Here is an 18,179-nt window from a genome sequence, read left to right as displayed (position 1 = left end):
TCGCGCCCTGCGGCGTTGCGAGTCTTGATCGTGGCACACCACGACGCTGCGACTCGCGCCTAGCAGGACACGATTTGCGGTCTCCAACGCGGGCTCGCATGAAACGGCAACAGGCCCTAGACTTGCGGCCCGTATTTCTCGCTGCGCGCATCGTTATGGCTCAATACATCTACACCATGAACGGCGTGGGCAAAGTCGTCCCGCCGAAAAAACATATCCTTCGGGATATCTATCTCTCGTTCTATCCCGGTGCCAAGATCGGCGTGCTGGGCTACAACGGCGCGGGCAAGTCCACCCTGCTGCGCATCATGGCCGGCATCGATAAAGAGATCGAGGGCGAGGCCCGGCCCATGCCCGGCATCAATATCGGCTACCTGCCGCAGGAACCGCAGCTGGACGAGGCCAAGGATGTACGGGCCAACGTCATGGAAGGGCTGGGCGATCTGGCCGAAAAGCTGACCCGTTTCAACGAGATCAGCGAAGCGTTCGCCGATCCCGACGCCGACTTCGAGGCGCTGCTGGCCGAACAGGCCGAGCTTCAAGAAGCCATCGATGCCGCCGACGGCTGGGATATCAATAACACCCTGGATCGTGCCGGCGAAGCGCTGAATCTGCCGGCCTGGGATGCCGATGTCGCCAAGCTGTCCGGCGGTGAGCGCCGTCGTGTCGCACTCTGCCGTCTGCTGCTGTCCAAGCCGGACATGCTGCTGCTCGACGAGCCCACCAACCATCTGGATGCCGAATCGGTGTCCTGGCTCGAGCGCTTTCTGAAGGATTTCCCGGGCACGGTCGTGGCCGTGACGCATGACCGCTATTTCCTGGACAACGTCGCCGGCTGGATTCTCGAGCTGGATCGTGGCCACGGTATTCCGTGGGAGGGCAACTACACCTCTTGGCTGGAACAGAAAGAAAACCGGCTGGAAAAAGAAGCCAAGGCCGAGGATGCCCACAAGAAAGCCATCAAGTCCGAGCTGGAATGGGTGCGCTCCAACGCCAAGGGCCGCCAGTCGAAGTCCAAGGCACGCCTGAAACAGTTCGAGGAGCTCCAGTCCAAGGAGTACCAGAAGCGCTCGGAAACCAACGAGATCTATATCCCGCCGGGCCCGCGCCTGGGCGATCTGGTCTTCGAGATGAACGACGTCACCAAATCTTATGGCGATCGCACGCTGTATGAAAACGTCTCGTTGAAAGTCCCCCAAGGCGCGATCGTGGGCATCATCGGCCCCAACGGCGCCGGCAAGACCACCCTGTTCAAAATGCTCAACGGCGAGGAGAAGCCGGATTCCGGCGAGATCCGCGTGGGCGATACGGTCGATCTGGCTTATGTCACCCAGTCGCGCGAGGAGCTGAACTCGGAAAAAACAGTCTGGGAAGAGGTGTCCAACGGCCAGGACATCTTGCAGATCGGCAGCTACGAGGTGCCCTCGCGGGCTTACATCGGCCGCTTCAACTTCAAGGGCGGCGACCAGCAGAAACGTGTCTCCGAGCTGTCCGGCGGTGAGCGTAATCGTCTGCAGCTGGCCAAACTGTTGCAGAAAGGCGGCAACACGCTGCTACTCGACGAGCCCACCAACGACCTGGACGTGGAAACCCTGCGTGCCCTGGAAGAAGCCCTGCTGGAGTTTCCGGGCGCGGTGCTGGTGATCTCGCATGATCGCTGGTTCCTCGACCGCATCGCCACGCATATCCTGGCCTTCGAAGACGCCGACGTCGTATTCATCGAGGGCAACTACCAGGACTTCGAGGCGGATCGCAAACGCCGCCTGGGCAGTGCCGCCGAAGGCTCGGCCAAGGCCAAGCACCGCAAGTTGGCCTGATCGCCACTACCCTGGCCCGCGTGGAAAGACCCTGCTCCGGCAGGGTTTTTTCATGGGCTCCGCAGACTTGCGGATGCCCCGAGTTGACGTCGCCGGCCATACTGGTCATCAGAAACAAACAATCAAGAGATGCCGAATGGGCATAACGTCACGATCAACGCTCACCGCTGCTGCCGCGGCCGCTACCCTTGTTCTGGCTGGCTGTGCCAGCTCGGGCGATATGAGTGCCCAGCAGAAGACCAAGCTGCTTAACCAGCAGCGTGACCGCGCCGCCGATGCGGCCCAGGTGCTGGCCGCGCAACAGGAGCGCCCGAACAATCAGCGCATCCCGCGCGATCTGATTCGCAACGCGCGATGTGTGGCTGTCTTGCCGGCCGTCACCAAGGCCGGGCTCGTGGTGGGCGGCACCCACGGCGACGGGTTTGTCTCCTGTCGTGATCGCTCGGGCGATTTCGCCAAGGCACCGCCAGCGGCCTACGACCTGAGCGCGGCAAGCCTCGGGCTACAGGCCGGCGCGCAACGGGCCAACGTGATCATGCTGTTTGAATCACAGGAAGCGGTTCGTGCCGTAATCGACGGTCAGTTCGCCCTGAACGGCACGTTGAGCGCCACGGCCGGGCCCTCCGGCTGGGATCGTCGCGTCGGGGCCAGCCGTCAGGCACCGGTCTATGTCTATAGCCAGAGCACCGGCGGGCTGTATGCCGGCTTGAACCTACAGGGTGGCAAACTCAGCGCCGATAACCGGGCCAACAGCGCGCTTTACAGCCCGGGCACCCAGCCGTCGAACATTCTGCTGGCCGATCGTCCGGTGCCGGCATCGGTACGTAGTTTCAACGATGCCCTGCAGAACTGGGCCGCCGAAGCCAGTAACGACAAAGGCTCGACCTGATCGTCGTTTTCATTACGGCTTGAAGGACGCCCGCGATGGCCATCATCGCGGGCTTTTTTATGCCCGGCCTCTGTCTGGCGCGACTGATCCTAGGATAAACTCGTTGTATGCAACAGGAAACGCTGGAACAGATCGCCGCACAGCTCACGCGCCTGGCGGATATAGCTGAAGCACGTCATGCCGCCGAGCCCCCCGCCACCGATGACGGCCTGACCGACGATGCTCTGGCTTATCGCTGGCGCGACGACGGTACGCTACAGCCGATCGCCGCGCCCAGGCTTTTGCCGCTTGACCGCCTGCAGGGGGTGGCGCGTCAAAAAGAACGGCTGATCGCCAATACCGCCCAGTTCCTGGCTGATCGCCCGGCCAACAATGCGTTGCTCTGGGGCGCGCGGGGTACCGGCAAGTCGTCGTTGGTCCGTGCCCTGTTACACGAGTTTGCCGACGCGGGCCTGCGCATCGTCGAGGTGCCGGCGCATCGGCTGGTGGATCTGCCTGATCTGGTCGCCCGTTTGGCCGGGCGCAGCGAGCACTTCATCGTGTTTTCAGACGATCTGTCGTTTGAAACCGGCGACGGCAGCTACAAGGCGCTGAAGGCCGTGCTCGACGGCTCCCTGGCCGCCGCACCCGACAACGTGCTGATCTATGCCACCTCCAACCGGCGTCATCTATTGCCGGAGTATCAGTCCGACAATCAGGCCGCGACCCACGTCGACGGCGAGATCCATCACGGCGAGGCGGTCGAGGAAAAGATCTCGCTATCCGAGCGTTTCGGCCTGTGGCTGTCGTTCTATCCGTTCGACCAGGCCCATTATCTGGAGATCGCCGCCCGCCATCTGTCCGCCCTGGGCCTGGACATCGATGTCGGCCACGATGCGCCGTGGGAGCGTGCCGCGCTGCAATGGGCTCTGGCTCGCGGCAACCGCAGCGGGCGTACGGCCGAGCAGTTTGCCCGTGACTGGGCGGGCCAGCAGACCGGCTGACACCCGTCCGATCACGACCATGGCCTGTCGTGGGCCTGTCGTGATGCGAGAGGCCCGCGCATGGCCTATGTCGACCGTGGCAGCGGTGGAATACGCTGCATGCCGTTTCGGTGAATCGTGGCCAACAGATTGTGTCGCAGCACTCTGGCGTGCGCCGCGGCGTGTTGGCCGGACAGCACGGCGCCTGCCTGGCCAAGCGCGGCCATTGCCCCACTGGCGAACATGTTTTTTATGCCACGTACCCGCAGGTGTCGATCCACAGCCAGCCCGCAACGCCCGGCGATCGACTCAATAGCCACAGCAGGCGCAGCGGGCCCGGTCCAGAGCACATGATCCCCGGCGAAGCGTCGCCCGTCCTCGGCCGTGAGCTTGCGCCCGGCGTAGTCGGCCGGCACGACGTGACGAACCAGCGCGATATCGCTTTCAACCAGGCGCTTGAACCGACGCCGATAGGCTCGGCGATCCAGCGGATCATCGGGCCAAAGCAGGGTCAGTCTGTGGCTGTCTCGCAGATCGGGCCGGGCCATCAAGGCTTCGGCCACCGACAACGCCTGCGGGCTACCGCCGACGATGAGCATTCGCCGCGCGGCGCGTGCCGGGCCCAGCCCTCGGGCCATATCCCGCAGATCGGCCGGCGAATGGCCCGACCAGACACGCGTCGCGCTCGAGCCAACCAGCGCTGGCGCTCTTTGCGTGCCGATTGCCAGGCTGATCAGGTCATAATCAAGTCGCCCGCCACCGGCCAGTATCGCGCGTTGGTGCACGTGCTGAAGGCCGGCCAGGCGGCCGCGGTGCCAGACCAGCGCCGGCGGCGCGTGGCCTAGCGGGTGTGGCACCCGGCCATCCAGCGCCGCATCCGGCGCGATACCGCCACCGATGCGCTCGGGCGCGACAATGGTGATATCAAAGGTTTCTGCCAGCGATTGGGGCTCGGCCAGCAGATGGCGGTGCACGGCCCCCCAACCCACCAGCAGCAAGCGCGGCCGCCCGCTCGCTTGTGCCGTCACTCGCGGCTGGCGAGTTGCTGGGCGGTGGCGGTCTGTATCGTGAGCGTCTGGCCAACGCGCAGCTCGGTGCCCGCCAGCTCGTTGCGCTGTTTCAAGCGCTTGGCCGTGGTGCCGAACCGTGCCGCGATCTCGGAAAGCGTATCACCCGGCTTGACGCGATAGGTCTGGGCATCGGTGACGAAGGTCGCCGGTCGATAACGCGCGAAATAGCCCTTGATGCCCAACAGCATCGCCTCGGCGAGCTGTGTCTGATACCGCTCGGTGGCCAGCTTCTGCTCGGCCGCCGGGTTCGAGATGAAGTTCGTCTCGACCAGAATCGAGGGGATATCGGGTGATTTGAGCACCATGAAACCGGCCTGCTGCACCTTGTGCTTGTGCAGATCGCCCAGCTGATCCAGCTCGGCCAGCACGCGCGTGGCGGCATCCATGCTGGCCTCGATGCTGGCACTCTGGGACAGATCCAGCACGAACGAGGCCAGGCTCGAATTCTTGTCCTTCAGGCTGGTGCCGCCCACCAGATCGGCGGCGTTCTCGCGCCGGGCCAACCAGCGGGCGTGTTCGCTCGTGGCCCCGTGGCCGGACAGCGCATAGACCGAAGCCCCGGTGGCGGCGGCACCGGCCGGCGAGGCATCACAATGGATCGAGATGAACAAATCAGCCGTGTCCTTGCGGGCGATGACCATGCGCTCGCGCAGACCCACGTAGCGATCGGTCTTGCGGGTGAGCACGGCGCGCATGTGCGGCTGCTCGTCGATCAGGGCCTTCAGGCGCCGGGCGATCGCCAGCGTTACGGTCTTCTCCTGCAGGCCGTTCGGCCCGTGGGCACCGGGATCGCGCCCGCCGTGGCCGGCATCCACGGCCACCACGATATCGCGCCCGGCGGCGGCGGCTGCCCGGGCACGGTCATCACCGTCGCGCTGCTTGACCGCGGCATCCGGCGCCCCGCTGGCCGATTCGGCGAGCGCCGTGGCGGTGCGATCCGCCTGCTCACTGGTGGGTGAGACATTGGCCCGGTCCGAGTCGGCTTGCGCGGCTACTTCGGGCTTGTCGGGCGCGGCCTCGGGCGCGCGTTGGGCGATGCGTTGCCCCGGCGCCTGGTCACCCCCGCTGCCACTGTATAGATCCACCACGAGGCGATAGCCATGATCAGCGTCGGGTTCCAGCATGAAGCTTTTGGCACGAACCGCGCGCGTCAGATCCATGACGATACGTACGTCCGTGCCGTGGCGAATACCGGTACGGATACGCCGGATCAGGGCCGTATCCGCCTGTGACCGATCGGTATGTCCGGTGCTTTTCGTTTGCGGCAAGTCCACCACCAACCGGTAGGGATCGGCCAGCATGAAGATATCCGGTTGGGTATCACTGGACAGATCGAAGACCACACGGGTCTTTTCCGGCGAGGCCCAGAGACGCGCATCCTTGATCTCGGCCTGCGACGCGGGTGCGGCCAGCGCGCTCGTCGCCGCAAGACAGGCAAGCGTGATGAGCGCACCGATAGCGTGGTATATCCGCATGTTGTGAATGCCCTGCCCCCGCGGTGTCGAAAGCCCTGCCGATCCTAGCGCCTGGCCCGAGAACGGGCAACAGAATGCTCACGGACGCCTGAACGCCCGGTGTCTGTCACCGCTTGTTGTTTGTCTCTATCAGTCGATCGAGCAAGGCCGTGCCGCGCTGCGTTGCTGCCCGGGCCTGAAACCGGCGGGCCGTGTGTTCGTAATCGAGCCTCAGCTCGAGATCGATCGGCGGCAGGTAACCGGCACCACGCTCGGCCCACTCGATGAAAACCAGATCCATGGCCTCGATATCACGAATACCCAGATATTCCAGTTCCTCCGGATCACCCAGGCGATAGAGATCCATGTGTCGAGCCGTGCGATGACACAGCTCGTAAGGCTCGATCAGGGTATAGCTTGGCGATACCACCGGCCCGTCGTGGCCCAGCGCCTGGATCGTGGCGCGCACCAGCTCGGTCTTGCCGGCCCCAAGCTCGCCCGACAGGCTGATCACCACGCCGTGGGGCGTCTCTTGCAGCGTCTCGGCCAGCACATGCCCCATGACACGCGTGGCTTCGACGTCCGCCAGTAGACGATTCACCGGGCAACCGGGTTCAGCTCGCCGGGCAGGCGCGCGATCACGTCACTCGGCAACATGCCGCGCTCGCCGATCAGATCGGCCGTGGCATCGCCGGCCAGGGCATGGACATAGGTGCCGGCCATGGCCGCATCGGCCAGCGAGAGCCCCTGCGCGACGAGCGCGGCGATCACGCCGGTGAGCACGTCGCCCATACCGCCGACGGCCATGCCCGGATTGCCCTGGCTGCACAGCCACATCTCGCCCGGGGTCGCCACCAGGCTGCCCGCGCCCTTGAGCACGACCACCGCCGTATAGCGCTCGGCCAGGCGCCGCGCCGACCCAATACGATCCGCCAGGATATCGGCGACGTCACACTCCAGCAGCCGGGCGGCCTCCCCGGGATGCGGGGTCAGAATCCAGTTGCCGCGCTGCTGCGGCGCGCGCGCCAGGCGGTTCAGGGCATCGGCATCGACCACGAGCGTGGCGTCCGCCTGTAGCGCGTGCTCATAGAGCGTATCGCCAAAAGCCGGTGCGGCCTCGGGGTCATCGGCCGCCGCGCCAAGCCCCGGGCCGATCGCGATCACCGATGCCGCGCCCATCATCGTCTCCAGGCGCGTGTCAGAGCCGTTGCCGGCCTCTAGGCCCAGACACATCAGCTCGGGCCGTGCCTGACTCATCGCCCCGGCATGATCGGGATGACAGACCACGCTGGTCAGCCCCGCCCCGCTGCGCAGAGCCGCCTCGGCGGTCATGCGAATCGCCCCGCCGAGCCCGCGATCGCCGCCCAGACACAGGACATGCCCGTTATCGCCCTTGTGCGCACTGCGGGCACGGGCCGGCAGCACATGGCGCAGGTCACGATGGGCGATACGTCGTGCCCGATAAGGCTGGTCGGCGTACAGCTCGTCGGGCGCGTCCAGGTCATGGAAGGCCAGCTCGCCGCTATGGGCCGGGCCGTCGGCGCTCATCAGGCCGATCTTCAAGCCGATGAAGGTCACGGTTCGGCTGGCCTTGACCGCGGTACCGTGCACACGCCCGGTCGTGGCATCCAGACCCGACGGGATATCGACCGAGAGCACGCCGGTACCGCGGGCGCTTGCCTCGTTGATGCGCGCAATGGCCCGCGCGCCGTCCCCGGTGACCTCTCGGTTGACGCCGATACCGAACAACCCGTCGATGATCAGATCACAGGTCACGGGAATATCGTCAAAGCCCACGATCTCGCCCACGGCATCGCGATACCGATCAAAGGCGGTACGCGCAGCCGCGCTGATACCGTCCAGCCCCAGCGGAGCCACCAGCCTGACATCCCAGCCCCCGGTGTGGGCGATCTCGCCGATCAGCGCCGCATCCGCACCGTTGTTGCCGGGGCCGGCGAAGATGACCATGCGCCCCGGCATGGGCCAGGCTTCGGCCAGCTCGGCATAAACCGCGCGCGCGGCGCGCTGCATCAATGACTGGCTGGTTGCCCCGAACTCGTCGATGAAGCGTCGATCGAGCGCGGCGACCTGATCGCCGTCATAGACCCGCGGTGGCAGATAATCGTGTGTCGCGTGCATTAGCGCCCCCAGTGTGCGCGAACCTGTGCGAGCAGGCGATCCGTCGAGCCATCATGCGCGCTCGGCGTGTTGTCGGCGGCCAGATCCTTGACCAGTTGGCCGGCCATTGCCTTGCCCAGCTCAACGCCCCACTGATCGAAGCTGTTGATGTTCCAGATCATGCCCTGAACGAACGCCTTGTGCTCATAGGCCGCGATCAGCGCGCCCAGATGATGGGCATCGAGTGCGTCCATGACCAGCGTGTTGCTCGGCCGGTTGCCGGCGAACTGTCGCGCAGCCAGGCGATGTTCCAGTGCCTGGCCGGACAAGCCTTCGGCCTCGAGCTCGCCGCGCAGGGCCTGTCTGTCACGCCCGCACATCAGGGCCTCGGCCTGGGCCAGGCAATTGGCCACGCGCTCGATCTCACGCTCGCCGCCGGCGTCTTCGGGCGCGGACAGCGGGAGGATGAAATCCAGATCCACGGCCAGCTCGCCCTGGTGCAGCATCTGGAAATACGCGTGCTGGGCGTTGGTGCCCACGCTGCCCCAGATCGTGGGCACGGTGGCCACCGTGGTCGGCGCGCCCTCACGCGTCACCGACTTACCGTTGGATTCCATCTCGAGCTGCTGCAAGAACGATGGCAGATTGGCCATGCGCTGGGCATAAGGCACCACGCAGTGGCTGGCAAGCCCCAGAAAGTTGTTGTTCCAGATCCCCGTCAGGGCCAGCCAGACCGGCAGATTGTCGGCGGCCGGCGTATCCCGAAAATGCTGGTCCATCGCGTGGGCACCGGCCAACAGTGCGGCAAAGCGTTCGCTGCCGAGTGCCACCATGATCGACAGACCGACCGCCGACCACAGCGAGTAACGCCCGCCGACCCAGTCCCAGAAACCGAACATGCGCTCGATGCCGAAAGCCTTGACCTTGTCCTCGTTGGTCGACACGGCCACGAAATGCCGGGCGATATCGGCTTCTGACGCACCGGCCGCGATCAGCCACCGGCGTGCAACGCGGGCGTTGGCCAGCGTTTCTGCCGTACCGAAGGATTTCGAGGTCACGATGACCAGCGTGCGCGCCGGGTCCAGGCCGGCCAGCGTGTCATCCAGATCGTGCGGGTCGACGTTGGCCACGAAATGCGCACGCGGGATCTCGTGTCTGGCCAGTGATTCACATACGAATCTGGGGCCAAGATCAGAACCGCCGATGCCGATATTGACCACGTCGGTGATGGTCTGGCCGTCAAAGCCGGTCCACGCGCCGCTGCGCACCTCCTCGGCAAAGGCCGCCATGGCCTGGCGCACCTCGTGCACCGGGGCATACATGGGATCCGCATCCGGGGCGCGCAGGGCAACGTGCCAGACCGCTCGATCTTCGCTGGTATTGATCGGCTCACCGGCAAACATGGCCTCGCGGGCCGCGGCCACGCCCTGCTCGTCAAACAGCTCGAGCAAGGCCATGCGGGTGTCATCGTCGATACGCTGCTTGGCGTAGTCCAGCGTCAGGCCACAGGCCGTGGCCGTGTATCGCTGTGCCCGCGTATCGTCGTTGGCGAAGAGATCGGTGAGATGACGCCCGCCCCGGGCACGGGCAAGCGCTTCAAGACGGGGCCAGCTTTGCGTGGCCAGAGGATCGGACATGACGGTCAGCCTTTCGCGCCGAGCGCGTTGCAGCGCGTTGAAACACAAGGCCCGAGCCTAGCCCAGAACCCGGCTCGACAGCCAGACCTGACAACCGATCGATGGAACCGGTTTCAATAGCGTGCTGTTACCGCGGTGCGGCCACACCCTTGTTATCGATCAGACGCGTGCGCCCCAGCCGGCCGGCGGCCAGCACACGAAAAACCGGGGTCTGTTCGGTGGGCGGCGCCAGACGTGCATCGCGAATATCGAAATAGTCCGGATCAAAGCCGGCGTCGGTGAGCTGGGCCCAGCCGCGGGCCTCCAGGGCGCGATAATCACGCTGGCCGGCCGCCAGCCGCGTCGTCACATCGTCGATCGCGGCCGACAGAGCCACCGCCCGGCGGCGTTCGTCCGGCGTGAGATAGCCGTTGCGCGAGGAATAGGCCAGCCCATCGTCCTCGCGCACCGTGGGGACGCCGGCCACCTCGACCGGTAGCGCCAGATCCTCGGCCATCTGCCGGATAACAGCCAACTGCTGGTAATCCTTCTCACCGAACAGCGCGATATCCGGAGTAAGCATATTGAACAGTTTGGCCACTACCGTAGCCACGCCGTCGAAGTGCCCGGGCCGGCTGGCCCCGCAAAGCATCTCGGTGATGCCGGCCACGTGCACGGTGGTGGCCGAGCGCCCACCGGCGGAATACATTTCATCCACGCCGGGCGCGAACACGGCCGTCACCCCCGCGTGTTCCAGCGCGGCGATATCAGCCTCGAAGGTACGCGGATAGTTGGCCAGATCCTCGTTCGGCCCGAACTGCAGCGGATTGACGAAGATGCTGACAATCACATCATCGGCTTGGCCACGGGCCGCGCTGACCAGCGCCAGATGCCCGGCGTGCAGATTGCCCATCGTGGGCACGAGCGCCACGCGCGAGCGGGTGCTGCGCCAGGCACGTGCCTCGGCGACCGTTTTCAGTAGCTGCATAGACACTTATTTGAAGCCGTGTTCCGGGCCGGGATAGGTGCTTTCCTTGACCGCGGCGACATAGTCGGTCGTTGCGGCTTCGAGCGAGTCGGCGCCGTCGAGAAAGTTTTTCACGAAGCGTGGCTTCTTGCCGGGGGACAGGCCAAGAATGTCGTAGATCACCAGGATCTGACCATCCGTATCGGGCCCGGCACCGATGCCGATCACCGGCACCGTCGCGCGCTCGGCGATGGTCTTGCCCAGGTGCGAGGGCACACACTCCAGCAGCAGCATGTCGGCACCGGCCGCCTCCAGGGCGGCGGCGTCTTCGATCATTTGCGCGGCCGCGGCTTCATCACGGCCCTGCACCTTGAACCCCCCCAGCTTGTGCACCATCTGCGGGCGCAGGCCCAGATGCGCGCACACCGGCACGCCATAGGTCGCCAAGTGTCGAATCGTGGGCTCGAGCTCGCCCCCGCCTTCGATCTTGACCATATGCGCCGCGCCCTCGGCCATCAAACGATGCGCGGCTGCCAGTGCCATGTCGGGCGTGGCATAGGTCAGAAACGACAGATCGGTCATCAGAAAGGCCCGCGAGAGCCCGGCCGCCGTGATACGGCTGTGATAGACCATGTCGTCCAGCGTCACGCCGGTGGTGCTGCTCTGGCCCTGGACCACCATGCCCAGGCTGTCGCCAACCAGCACCACATCGACACCGGCCCGATCCTCGAGCGCGGCGAAACTGGCGTCGTAAGCCGTCAGGCAGGCGATCTTTTCACCGCGGGCCTTCATCGTCTTCAAACCGGCGATGGTCACCGGCTTGTCGTCGATTGTCTGCAGGTGGGGATAAGGGCTCGTGTTCATGACAAAACTATAGCATTCGTAAGAAAACCGGCCCGCTCAGGCCAGGCGCTGAAAACGCTCGCTGCCGGCCAGCGCCGTGCGCACACGGGCATAATCGTTTGCATCATGCACGAGATCGAGACGCTCGGCATCGACTCGAATGACCGGGCAATCCCAGGCCCGCGCAAACAGCGCGTCATAAGCCGCGATCACGCGGGCCAGATAGTCTCGTGTCAACCCGCGCTCGGCCGGGCGGGCGCGTTTCGCGATACGGGCCATCAGCGTATCCAGCGAGGCTTCGAGAAAGATCACACGGTCGGGCGTGGGCGCCTGCCAGGACAGCCGCGTGTAGATATCCTCGTAGAGCGTCCACTCGTGGCCGTCCAGCGTGAGACGCGCGAACAGCGGGTCTTTTTCGAACATGAAATCGGCGATACAGCCGCCGCGCTCGAACAGATCGGCCTGGCGCAGCCCGTCGATCTGGCGCGCGCGTTGGAGCAGAAAGAACAGCTGGGCCGAAAGCGCATGCCCGGTGGGGTTGTCGTAGAAGTCCCCCAGAAACGGGTTGTCGTCCGGCGCCTCAACCAGCCGGGCCGCGCCCAGGTCAGCCGCCAGACGATCAGCCAGCGTGGTCTTGCCGACGCCGATCGGACCCTCGATAGCGATATAGCCCGCGCTCATGGGGCGGCCCAGGCCTCGATATCGTCGTGCGCCACGCGAGCCAGACAATCGATCACGCGGCCGGCATCGCCCAGCATGAGCGCCGGCGCGATCTCGGCCAGCGGCACCAGTACGAAGGCACGTTCGGCCGCGCGTGGGTGGGGCAGCGTCAGGCGCGGATCGGCCGAGTACCGGGTATCGAGGGCGATGATATCCAGATCCAGTGTCCGCGGGCCCCAACGCACGTCGCGCACCCGCCCCTGGCCGGCTTCGATCGCCTGTAGCGCGGCCAGCAGCGCATACGGCATCAAGCGCGTGTTGATTGCCGCCGCGGCGTTACAGAACATCGGCTGGTCGGGCGGCCCGCCCACCGGCGTGGTGCGATACAACGAGGACACGGCCAGCACGTCGATATCCGCGGCGGTGCGCAGTGCGGCAACGCCCGCCTCGACCTGGCGGGCCGGGCGCTCGAGATTACTGCCCAGCGACAGCCACGCCACACGCGGGTCACCGATCACGCCGGCACTCATTCGTCGTTGGCGGGCGACTCGTTGTCTTCGTGCAAACGACGCCGACGACCGCCGCGACGCTTGCGTTTTTTCATGCCGGTGCCGGAGGCCGGTTTGGGCGTGGTCGGGTCGTCCTGAACCAGGGTCCACCAGTCGGCCAGCTCTTGTTCGACCTCACCGGCGGTGGCGCGCAGCAATAGAAAATCATAGGCCGCACGGAAACGTGGATGCGGGATCAAGCGATTGGGCGCGCGGCCACGGCGCTTGTGAAAACGCGGCTGGAGCTGCCAGATCTCGCGCATCGGGATCGAAAACCGCTTGGGAATCGCCACGCGCTGAACCTGTTGCGAAACCACATGCGACTGCGCGCTGGATAACGCCGGTGAGGCCGGCATGCCCTCGCGTTCGAGATCAGCCGCGCGCTCCCGTACCGCCGGCCATAGAAGTGCGGCAAAGATGAAAGCCGGCGTGACCGGCTTACCCGCCTCGATACGGGCAGCGGTGTTGGCGATCGCGGTCTTGATGAGCACTTCGCTGGCCGCGCCCGCATCGGATTCCAGCACGGCGTGTGTCTGCGGGAACATCGGGCGCAGCAGATCATAGTGACGAAGCGCGGCAAAGACCTCCGGCCCGGCCGGGTGCATGAGCAGTTTCAGCACCTCGTCGAACAGGCGTGCCGAGGGCACATCGGCCAGCAGATCGACCATATCGGCCGGCGGCTCGGCCGACGGGTCGATCGTCAGGCCCAGCTTGGTGGCGATGCGCACCGCACGGATCATGCGCACCGGATCTTCTCGATAGCGCACCCGGGCATCGCCGATCAGGCACAGATTGCGCGCCGCGACATCCGCACTGGCGCCGACATAGTCATAGACGCATTCATCGGCCACGTCCCAGTACAGGCCGTTGATGGCGAAATCACGCCGGCGCGCGTCCTCGGCGATCGAGCCAAAGACGTTGTCGCGCAGTACACGGCCGGCATCGTCGATCTCGCGCGTGTCGTCCTCGTCCTCGGCGGTGCCGGGATCAGCCCGGAACGTCGAGACCTCGATGATCTCGCGCCCGAAACGCACGTGACAGATCTGAAAACGCCGCCCGATCAGGCGCGCCTTGCGCCCGAACACCTCGACCACGGCTTCGGGTTCGGCGTCGGTCGAGACATCGAAATCCTTGGGAGCGACGCCCAGCAGCATGTCGCGTACCGCCCCGCCGACCAGGCAGGCCCGATAACCGGCGTCGTGTAGACCGTCGAGCACCGCGAGTGCGGCCTCGGATAGATGATCGCGCGTGATGCCGTGCTCGCGCGCCTCGATGACCTTGAGTTCGTTAATGAATCTGCCCCGATGGCTCGTGACTGGGAAAATCGCGACAAGTTTACATGTTGTCGAGCCCCGCGCGTCTTTCGACGTCTCGCACGGTGCCCGCGTTCTCGCTCATTTGGGCTAATCTGACCCACCGCTTTGCAACGGATCGCTGCCCCGTCATGGATTTCAACGAGTATGCCCGCCACGACGGGATCAGCCTGGCCCGGGCGATTCGCGACGGTAAGACCGACAGCACCTCGGTGTTGGCCGCCGCGCTTGCGCGCGCCGAACAGGTCGAGCCCGCGATCAACAGCATTGTGACGCGCATGGATGACATCGCCCAGGCACGAGCCCATGAAACACCGGCCGGGCCATTCGCTGGCGTGCCTTTCCTGCTCAAGGATCTGTTTCAGGATTATCAGAGCGTGCGCACCACCTATGGCAGCCGCGCCCTGGCACGTGCGGATTTTCGCCCGGCCGAGCACGCCGAGATCGTCAAGCGCTTCTTGGCCGCCGGCGTGAACGTGATCGGCAAGAGCAATACGCCGGAGCTGGGCGCCAAGGGCGTGACCGAACCGATCGCCAACGGCGCGACCCGCAACCCCTGGCACACCGATCACACTCCGGGCGGCTCGTCGGGCGGCTCCGCGGCCGCCGTGGCCGCGGGTATCGTACCGCTGGCCGGGGCCAACGACGGCGGCGGCTCGATCCGTATCCCCGCGGCCTGTTGTGGCTTGTTCGGCCTGAAACCGGGGCGTGCCCGCGTACCGGCCGGCCCGCACTTCACCGATCAGGCTCACGGCATCGCGGTGGATCATGTGCTGACCCGCTCGGTACGCGACAGCGCGGCCATGCTGGATATCACCGCCGGCTACGAGCCCGGCGCGATAGCCCGGCTGGCCGCGCCCGAGATGACTTATCGCCAGGCCGCCGAACGCGATCCCAAGCCCCTGCGCATCGGCCTGCAGGATCACTCACCGCTGGGCACGCCGCTCCACGCCGAGGCACAGGCCAGCCTGGATACGGCGGCCAGACAGCTCACCGATCTGGGCCATCACGTCGAGCGTGCGACCCCTGATATGGACGGGCGCCAGGTCGCACGCGACTTCTTGATGACCTGGTATGTCCGCATGGGCGGCGCCTTGTCTGAACTGCGCGGCCAGACCGGTTGTGCCTGGCGCGATTTCGAGCTGGATACACGCGCCATGGCGCATGTGGGCCGTGCCTTCACGGCCGTGGAATACGCACAGATGCACGAACGCTGGCGCGATTATCGACGCGCCCTGGCCCTGTTTCACGAGCGCTATGATTTGTTGCTCACCCCGAGCCTGGGCGCACCGCCGGTGGCCGTCGGCGCCATGGATACGCCGAAAACGCTGCGCATGCTCCTGCCGCTCGTGCTGCGCCTGCCGACGAGCCGGCTACTGGTGGCAAGCGGCATCGTGGACCGGCTGGCCGAGGACAATCTGGCGCCCGTGCCGTTTACCCAGCTGGCCAATCTGGCCGGGGTGCCGGCCATGTCGGTGCCGCTGCACTGGACCCAGGCCGGCCTGCCGCTGGGCAGCCAGTTCGTCGCCCCGCCCGGTGGCGAGGCCCTGCTGTTTCAGCTGGCCGGCCAGCTCGAACGCGCCGCGCCCTGGTTCGATCGCCGGCCACAGATTGCCGGTATCGACATCTGAGACAAAACAATCCGCCGATGGCCGCCGATTGATGTCCCGAAGTGAGTCAGCGTCTGCTATTGGCCTGCGGCGCTACGAAGCCGAGGTGGTTCCAGACCTGGCGCGCCGCCAAGTCAGTTCAGCCGTCGCATCCAGTAGCCCGTCCCCAGCGCAAGCAGCACGGTCGGCAGGCTGGCCGCGATCCAGGGCGGGATGCCATAGACCGGCCCGGTCGAGGCCACGATTTCATTGATCAGGAAGAACAACAGCCCGATCAAACCGCCCACGAACAGGCGTTGACCGGCACTGGCGCTACGCAATGACCCAAAGGCGAACGGCAAGGCGAAAACCACCAGCGCCCAGACTGTGAACGGCGTGACGATATTGCGCCAGAGTGCCAACTGATAATCGTCGGCGTCGATATCGTTGGCTTTCAGATAGTTGATGTATTGCCATAAACCGGCCGAGGACAGCTCGTCGGGCTTGGTCACCGCGATATCGAGCACGTCGGGGGCAATACGAATCGGCAGGGCCAGGCGCTTGGGCTGCTCCACGCGTGACTCGGTCGGCGATAGGTGCGTGATCTCGGGTTGATCGACGATGAGCTTCTCACCGTCGGTGCGCGCGGTCTCGCCGGCGACACTTTCCACGACCTGGCCGTCGTCGTTCACACGATAGGCATAGAGCCCGTCGATACGCCCGCCCGGCAGCGTGGAATCCACGCGCAGAAACCAGCCGGACTGGCGCAGCCATAGCCCGTCATCGACCGAGCGCCGAGCTTCGCCGTGACGGGCCTTGTCGCGCAGATCGGTGGCGTGTCGCACGCCGCCCGGGGCCACGTATTCGCCCAGAAGCGAGGTGATCAGCGCCATGGCGATCCCGGCCAGACTGACCGATATCGCCAGGCGCTTCATCGAGACACCGGCACTCCGAATGACCACCAGCTCGCTGCCCGCCGCCAGCGCGCCCAGCGCCAGCAACGAGCCCAGCAACGCAACCACCGGCAACACGAGATACAGCCGCGCGGGCAGCATCAGCGCCATCCAGATCAGGATCTTGGCGAAGGTGTAGTTGCCGTCGCCCAGATTGTCGACCTCGCTGATGAACAGCATCAGCGTCAGCAGCGCCCCGATGACCAGAATGACGACGCCGATCGCTGCCAGTACCGAGCGCGCGATGTAGCGATCCAGAATATTCATCGTGCACCTCGCTTGGGCGTCTGGCCGAAACCGCTTTCGCGGGCGATCAGATAGATCGCAATACCCAGCACAACGATATGGACCCACCACTCACCGATAATCGGCAGGAGTAGATCGCTTTCGATTGCTTCACCCGACAGGCGGACCAAATTCAAATAGACCACGAAAAACAGAATCCCGACCACGATGCGCCCATAGCGCCCGGCCCGTGGCGGCACCCGTCCGATGGGCAAGGCGATCAGCGCCAGGATGATGATGGATAACGGCACGGACACACGGGTCTGCCATACCGCGATTTCTTCGCCGCGATCGCTTTGCATCAGCGCCCACGTCGACATGCTGTCTTCATCACCGTCATCGACCTGCTGTGGCGGCAACAGGCGCACGCCGTGTTCGGCGAACCGGACCATCCGATAATCGGCCTGGCCGGGATTGCCTTCATAGCGCCAGCCATTTTCAAGAATCAGAGTTACCGCACTTTGATCACCGACCTGTTGACGCGCGGTTTCGGCGGTCACGATGGTTTGCACATCCTGATCGTCACGGTTCTCGCGCACCACGCGAATGAATACGTCGTGCAGGTGGCCGTCAGCCCCCCGGCGCTGGGCATAGAACGCCACGCGCCCGTCATCGAAGCTGGCGAAGCGCTCCGGGGTAATCGACTTGACCGCATTGGCCGCCGTTTCTGCCCCGAGCTGGTTCATCGAGCGCTCGGCGTAGGGTGAAACCACCAGCGAAAGCGTGCCGGCGAACAGCGCCACCAGCAGTGCAACGCCCAGAAACGGCCGATAGATCGTGCCAAGCCCAGCGCCGCCGGCCATGAGCGCGGCCATCTCGTTGTCCCGGCACAGCCGCCCCACCACCAGCATGATCGCCAGCAGAATCGATAGCGGCATCACGATTTCCATGTTGCCGATGACCGACAGAAAAGCCAGGGTAATCACCGTATCCACCGGCACCTGGCCCGCGGCCGCATCGCCGATGAAGCGCGATAGTCCGATGCCCAGCGTGAGCAGCACGAAAACCGATGTAATGATCAGCCAGGTCTTGGCCGTCTCTCCGAACAGATATCGAAAAATCACTTGCTGCATGAACGCTCACGTTCTCGCAATG

Annotated in this window: 16 protein-coding genes; 4 read left to right on the top strand and 12 right to left on the bottom strand. The window is 65.2% G+C overall.

Features of this window, described 5'->3' with window-relative positions; all coding sequences use genetic code 11:
* Positions 1-155: 155 nt before the first annotated feature.
* The 3 genes from ettA to SAJA_RS06850 all read left to right on the top strand — a co-directional run bounded on the left by ettA (position 156) and on the right by SAJA_RS06850 (position 3,689).
* A complete protein-coding gene (gene ettA / locus SAJA_RS06860; RefSeq protein ID WP_123657925.1) occupies positions 156-1,817 on the top strand; it encodes an energy-dependent translational throttle protein EttA in 1,662 nt (553 codons plus the stop codon).
* A 136-nt stretch (positions 1,818-1,953) separates the two neighbouring features.
* Positions 1,954-2,706 carry a lipid-binding SYLF domain-containing protein gene (locus tag SAJA_RS06855; RefSeq protein WP_184999782.1) on the top strand — a complete coding sequence of 251 codons (753 nt, stop codon included), beginning with the start codon at positions 1,954-1,956 and terminating at the stop codon, positions 2,704-2,706.
* 107 nt (positions 2,707-2,813) lie between these two features.
* Positions 2,814-3,689: an ATP-binding protein gene (locus SAJA_RS06850; RefSeq protein WP_123657923.1), complete on the top strand. Its 876-nt coding sequence runs from the start codon at positions 2,814-2,816 to the stop codon at positions 3,687-3,689.
* Positions 3,690-3,754: 65 nt separating this feature from the next.
* Here the strand turns inward: SAJA_RS06850 and SAJA_RS06845 are convergent, their stop codons facing one another.
* The 10 genes from SAJA_RS06845 to pcnB form a co-directional block, all read right to left on the bottom strand.
* Positions 3,755-4,696, bottom strand: coding sequence for an FAD-dependent oxidoreductase (locus SAJA_RS06845; protein WP_123657922.1), 942 nt, complete (start codon positions 4,694-4,696; stop codon positions 3,755-3,757).
* On the bottom strand, positions 4,693-6,213 hold the full coding sequence (locus SAJA_RS06840; RefSeq protein ID WP_123657921.1) for an N-acetylmuramoyl-L-alanine amidase: 1,521 nt from the start codon (positions 6,211-6,213) through the stop codon (positions 4,693-4,695). Before SAJA_RS06840 ends, SAJA_RS06845 begins: the two co-directional genes overlap by 4 nt.
* 106 nt (positions 6,214-6,319) lie before the next feature.
* Positions 6,320-6,793, bottom strand: coding sequence for a tRNA (adenosine(37)-N6)-threonylcarbamoyltransferase complex ATPase subunit type 1 TsaE (gene tsaE, locus SAJA_RS06835; RefSeq protein ID WP_245963249.1), 474 nt, complete (start codon positions 6,791-6,793; stop codon positions 6,320-6,322).
* Positions 6,790-8,331, bottom strand: a complete 1,542-nt coding sequence (locus SAJA_RS06830; protein ID WP_123657920.1) for an NAD(P)H-hydrate dehydratase — start codon at positions 8,329-8,331, stop codon at positions 6,790-6,792. Before SAJA_RS06830 ends, tsaE begins: the two co-directional genes overlap by 4 nt.
* The gene (pgi, locus tag SAJA_RS06825; protein WP_123657919.1) at positions 8,331-9,947 is read right to left on the bottom strand and encodes a glucose-6-phosphate isomerase; all 1,617 of its coding nucleotides are present in this window, start codon (positions 9,945-9,947) and stop codon (positions 8,331-8,333) included. The genes SAJA_RS06830 and pgi overlap by 1 nt, the downstream gene beginning before the upstream one ends.
* Before the next feature lie 127 nt (positions 9,948-10,074).
* Positions 10,075-10,914: a pantoate--beta-alanine ligase gene (panC, locus tag SAJA_RS06820; RefSeq protein WP_123657918.1), complete on the bottom strand. Its 840-nt coding sequence runs from the start codon at positions 10,912-10,914 to the stop codon at positions 10,075-10,077.
* Positions 10,915-10,920: 6 nt separating this feature from the next.
* Positions 10,921-11,757 carry a 3-methyl-2-oxobutanoate hydroxymethyltransferase gene (gene panB, locus SAJA_RS06815; RefSeq protein ID WP_123657917.1) on the bottom strand — a complete coding sequence of 279 codons (837 nt, stop codon included), beginning with the start codon at positions 11,755-11,757 and terminating at the stop codon, positions 10,921-10,923.
* A gap of 36 nt (positions 11,758-11,793) precedes the next feature.
* A complete protein-coding gene (locus SAJA_RS06810; RefSeq protein ID WP_123657916.1) occupies positions 11,794-12,417 on the bottom strand; it encodes a deoxynucleoside kinase in 624 nt (207 codons plus the stop codon).
* Positions 12,414-12,926: a 2-amino-4-hydroxy-6-hydroxymethyldihydropteridine diphosphokinase gene (gene folK, locus SAJA_RS06805; RefSeq protein ID WP_123657915.1), complete on the bottom strand. Its 513-nt coding sequence runs from the start codon at positions 12,924-12,926 to the stop codon at positions 12,414-12,416. Before folK ends, SAJA_RS06810 begins: the two co-directional genes overlap by 4 nt.
* Complete coding sequence (gene pcnB, locus SAJA_RS06800; RefSeq protein WP_123657914.1) at positions 12,923-14,218, bottom strand: polynucleotide adenylyltransferase PcnB; 1,296 nt, start codon at positions 14,216-14,218, stop codon at positions 12,923-12,925. Before pcnB ends, folK begins: the two co-directional genes overlap by 4 nt.
* A 170-nt stretch (positions 14,219-14,388) precedes the next feature.
* Here pcnB and SAJA_RS06795 point away from each other — a divergent pair, with 170 nt between their 5' ends.
* A complete protein-coding gene (locus SAJA_RS06795; protein WP_123657913.1) occupies positions 14,389-15,888 on the top strand; it encodes an amidase in 1,500 nt (499 codons plus the stop codon).
* A gap of 113 nt (positions 15,889-16,001) precedes the next feature.
* On the opposite strand, the gene lptG is transcribed toward SAJA_RS06795, so the two are convergent.
* Positions 16,002-17,066, bottom strand: coding sequence for an LPS export ABC transporter permease LptG (gene lptG, locus SAJA_RS06790; RefSeq protein WP_123657912.1), 1,065 nt, complete (start codon positions 17,064-17,066; stop codon positions 16,002-16,004).
* Positions 17,063-18,157 (bottom strand): LPS export ABC transporter permease LptF, encoded by a 1,095-nt coding sequence (gene lptF, locus SAJA_RS06785; protein WP_123657911.1) that lies wholly within the window; start codon positions 18,155-18,157, stop codon positions 17,063-17,065. Before lptF ends, lptG begins: the two co-directional genes overlap by 4 nt.
* Positions 18,158-18,179: the final 22 nt, after the last annotated feature.

It is taken from the genome of Salinisphaera japonica YTM-1, assembly GCF_003788585.1.
In the GTDB taxonomy this organism is placed as follows: Bacteria; Pseudomonadota; Gammaproteobacteria; order Nevskiales; family Salinisphaeraceae; genus Salinisphaera; species Salinisphaera japonica.
This window is presented reverse-complemented; position numbering and strand designations above follow the sequence as displayed.

Coding starts and splice junctions, on each gene's coding strand:
- pgi (WP_123657919.1), bottom strand. CDS start 9,947: ATGTCCGATCCTCTGGCCACGCAAAGCTGGCCCCGTCTTGAAGCGCTT.
- SAJA_RS06850 (WP_123657923.1), top strand. CDS start 2,814: ATGCAACAGGAAACGCTGGAACAGATCGCCGCACAGCTCACGCGCCTG.
- SAJA_RS06810 (WP_123657916.1), bottom strand. CDS start 12,417: ATGAGCGCGGGCTATATCGCTATCGAGGGTCCGATCGGCGTCGGCAAG.
- panC (WP_123657918.1), bottom strand. CDS start 10,914: ATGCAGCTACTGAAAACGGTCGCCGAGGCACGTGCCTGGCGCAGCACC.
- ettA (WP_123657925.1), top strand. CDS start 156: ATGGCTCAATACATCTACACCATGAACGGCGTGGGCAAAGTCGTCCCG.
- folK (WP_123657915.1), bottom strand. CDS start 12,926: ATGAGTGCCGGCGTGATCGGTGACCCGCGTGTGGCGTGGCTGTCGCTG.
- SAJA_RS06855 (WP_184999782.1), top strand. CDS start 1,954: ATGGGCATAACGTCACGATCAACGCTCACCGCTGCTGCCGCGGCCGCT.
- SAJA_RS06830 (WP_123657920.1), bottom strand. CDS start 8,331: ATGCACGCGACACACGATTATCTGCCACCGCGGGTCTATGACGGCGAT.
- lptF (WP_123657911.1), bottom strand. CDS start 18,157: ATGCAGCAAGTGATTTTTCGATATCTGTTCGGAGAGACGGCCAAGACC.
- SAJA_RS06795 (WP_123657913.1), top strand. CDS start 14,389: ATGGATTTCAACGAGTATGCCCGCCACGACGGGATCAGCCTGGCCCGG.
- lptG (WP_123657912.1), bottom strand. CDS start 17,066: ATGAATATTCTGGATCGCTACATCGCGCGCTCGGTACTGGCAGCGATC.
- SAJA_RS06840 (WP_123657921.1), bottom strand. CDS start 6,213: ATGCGGATATACCACGCTATCGGTGCGCTCATCACGCTTGCCTGTCTT.
- panB (WP_123657917.1), bottom strand. CDS start 11,757: ATGAACACGAGCCCTTATCCCCACCTGCAGACAATCGACGACAAGCCG.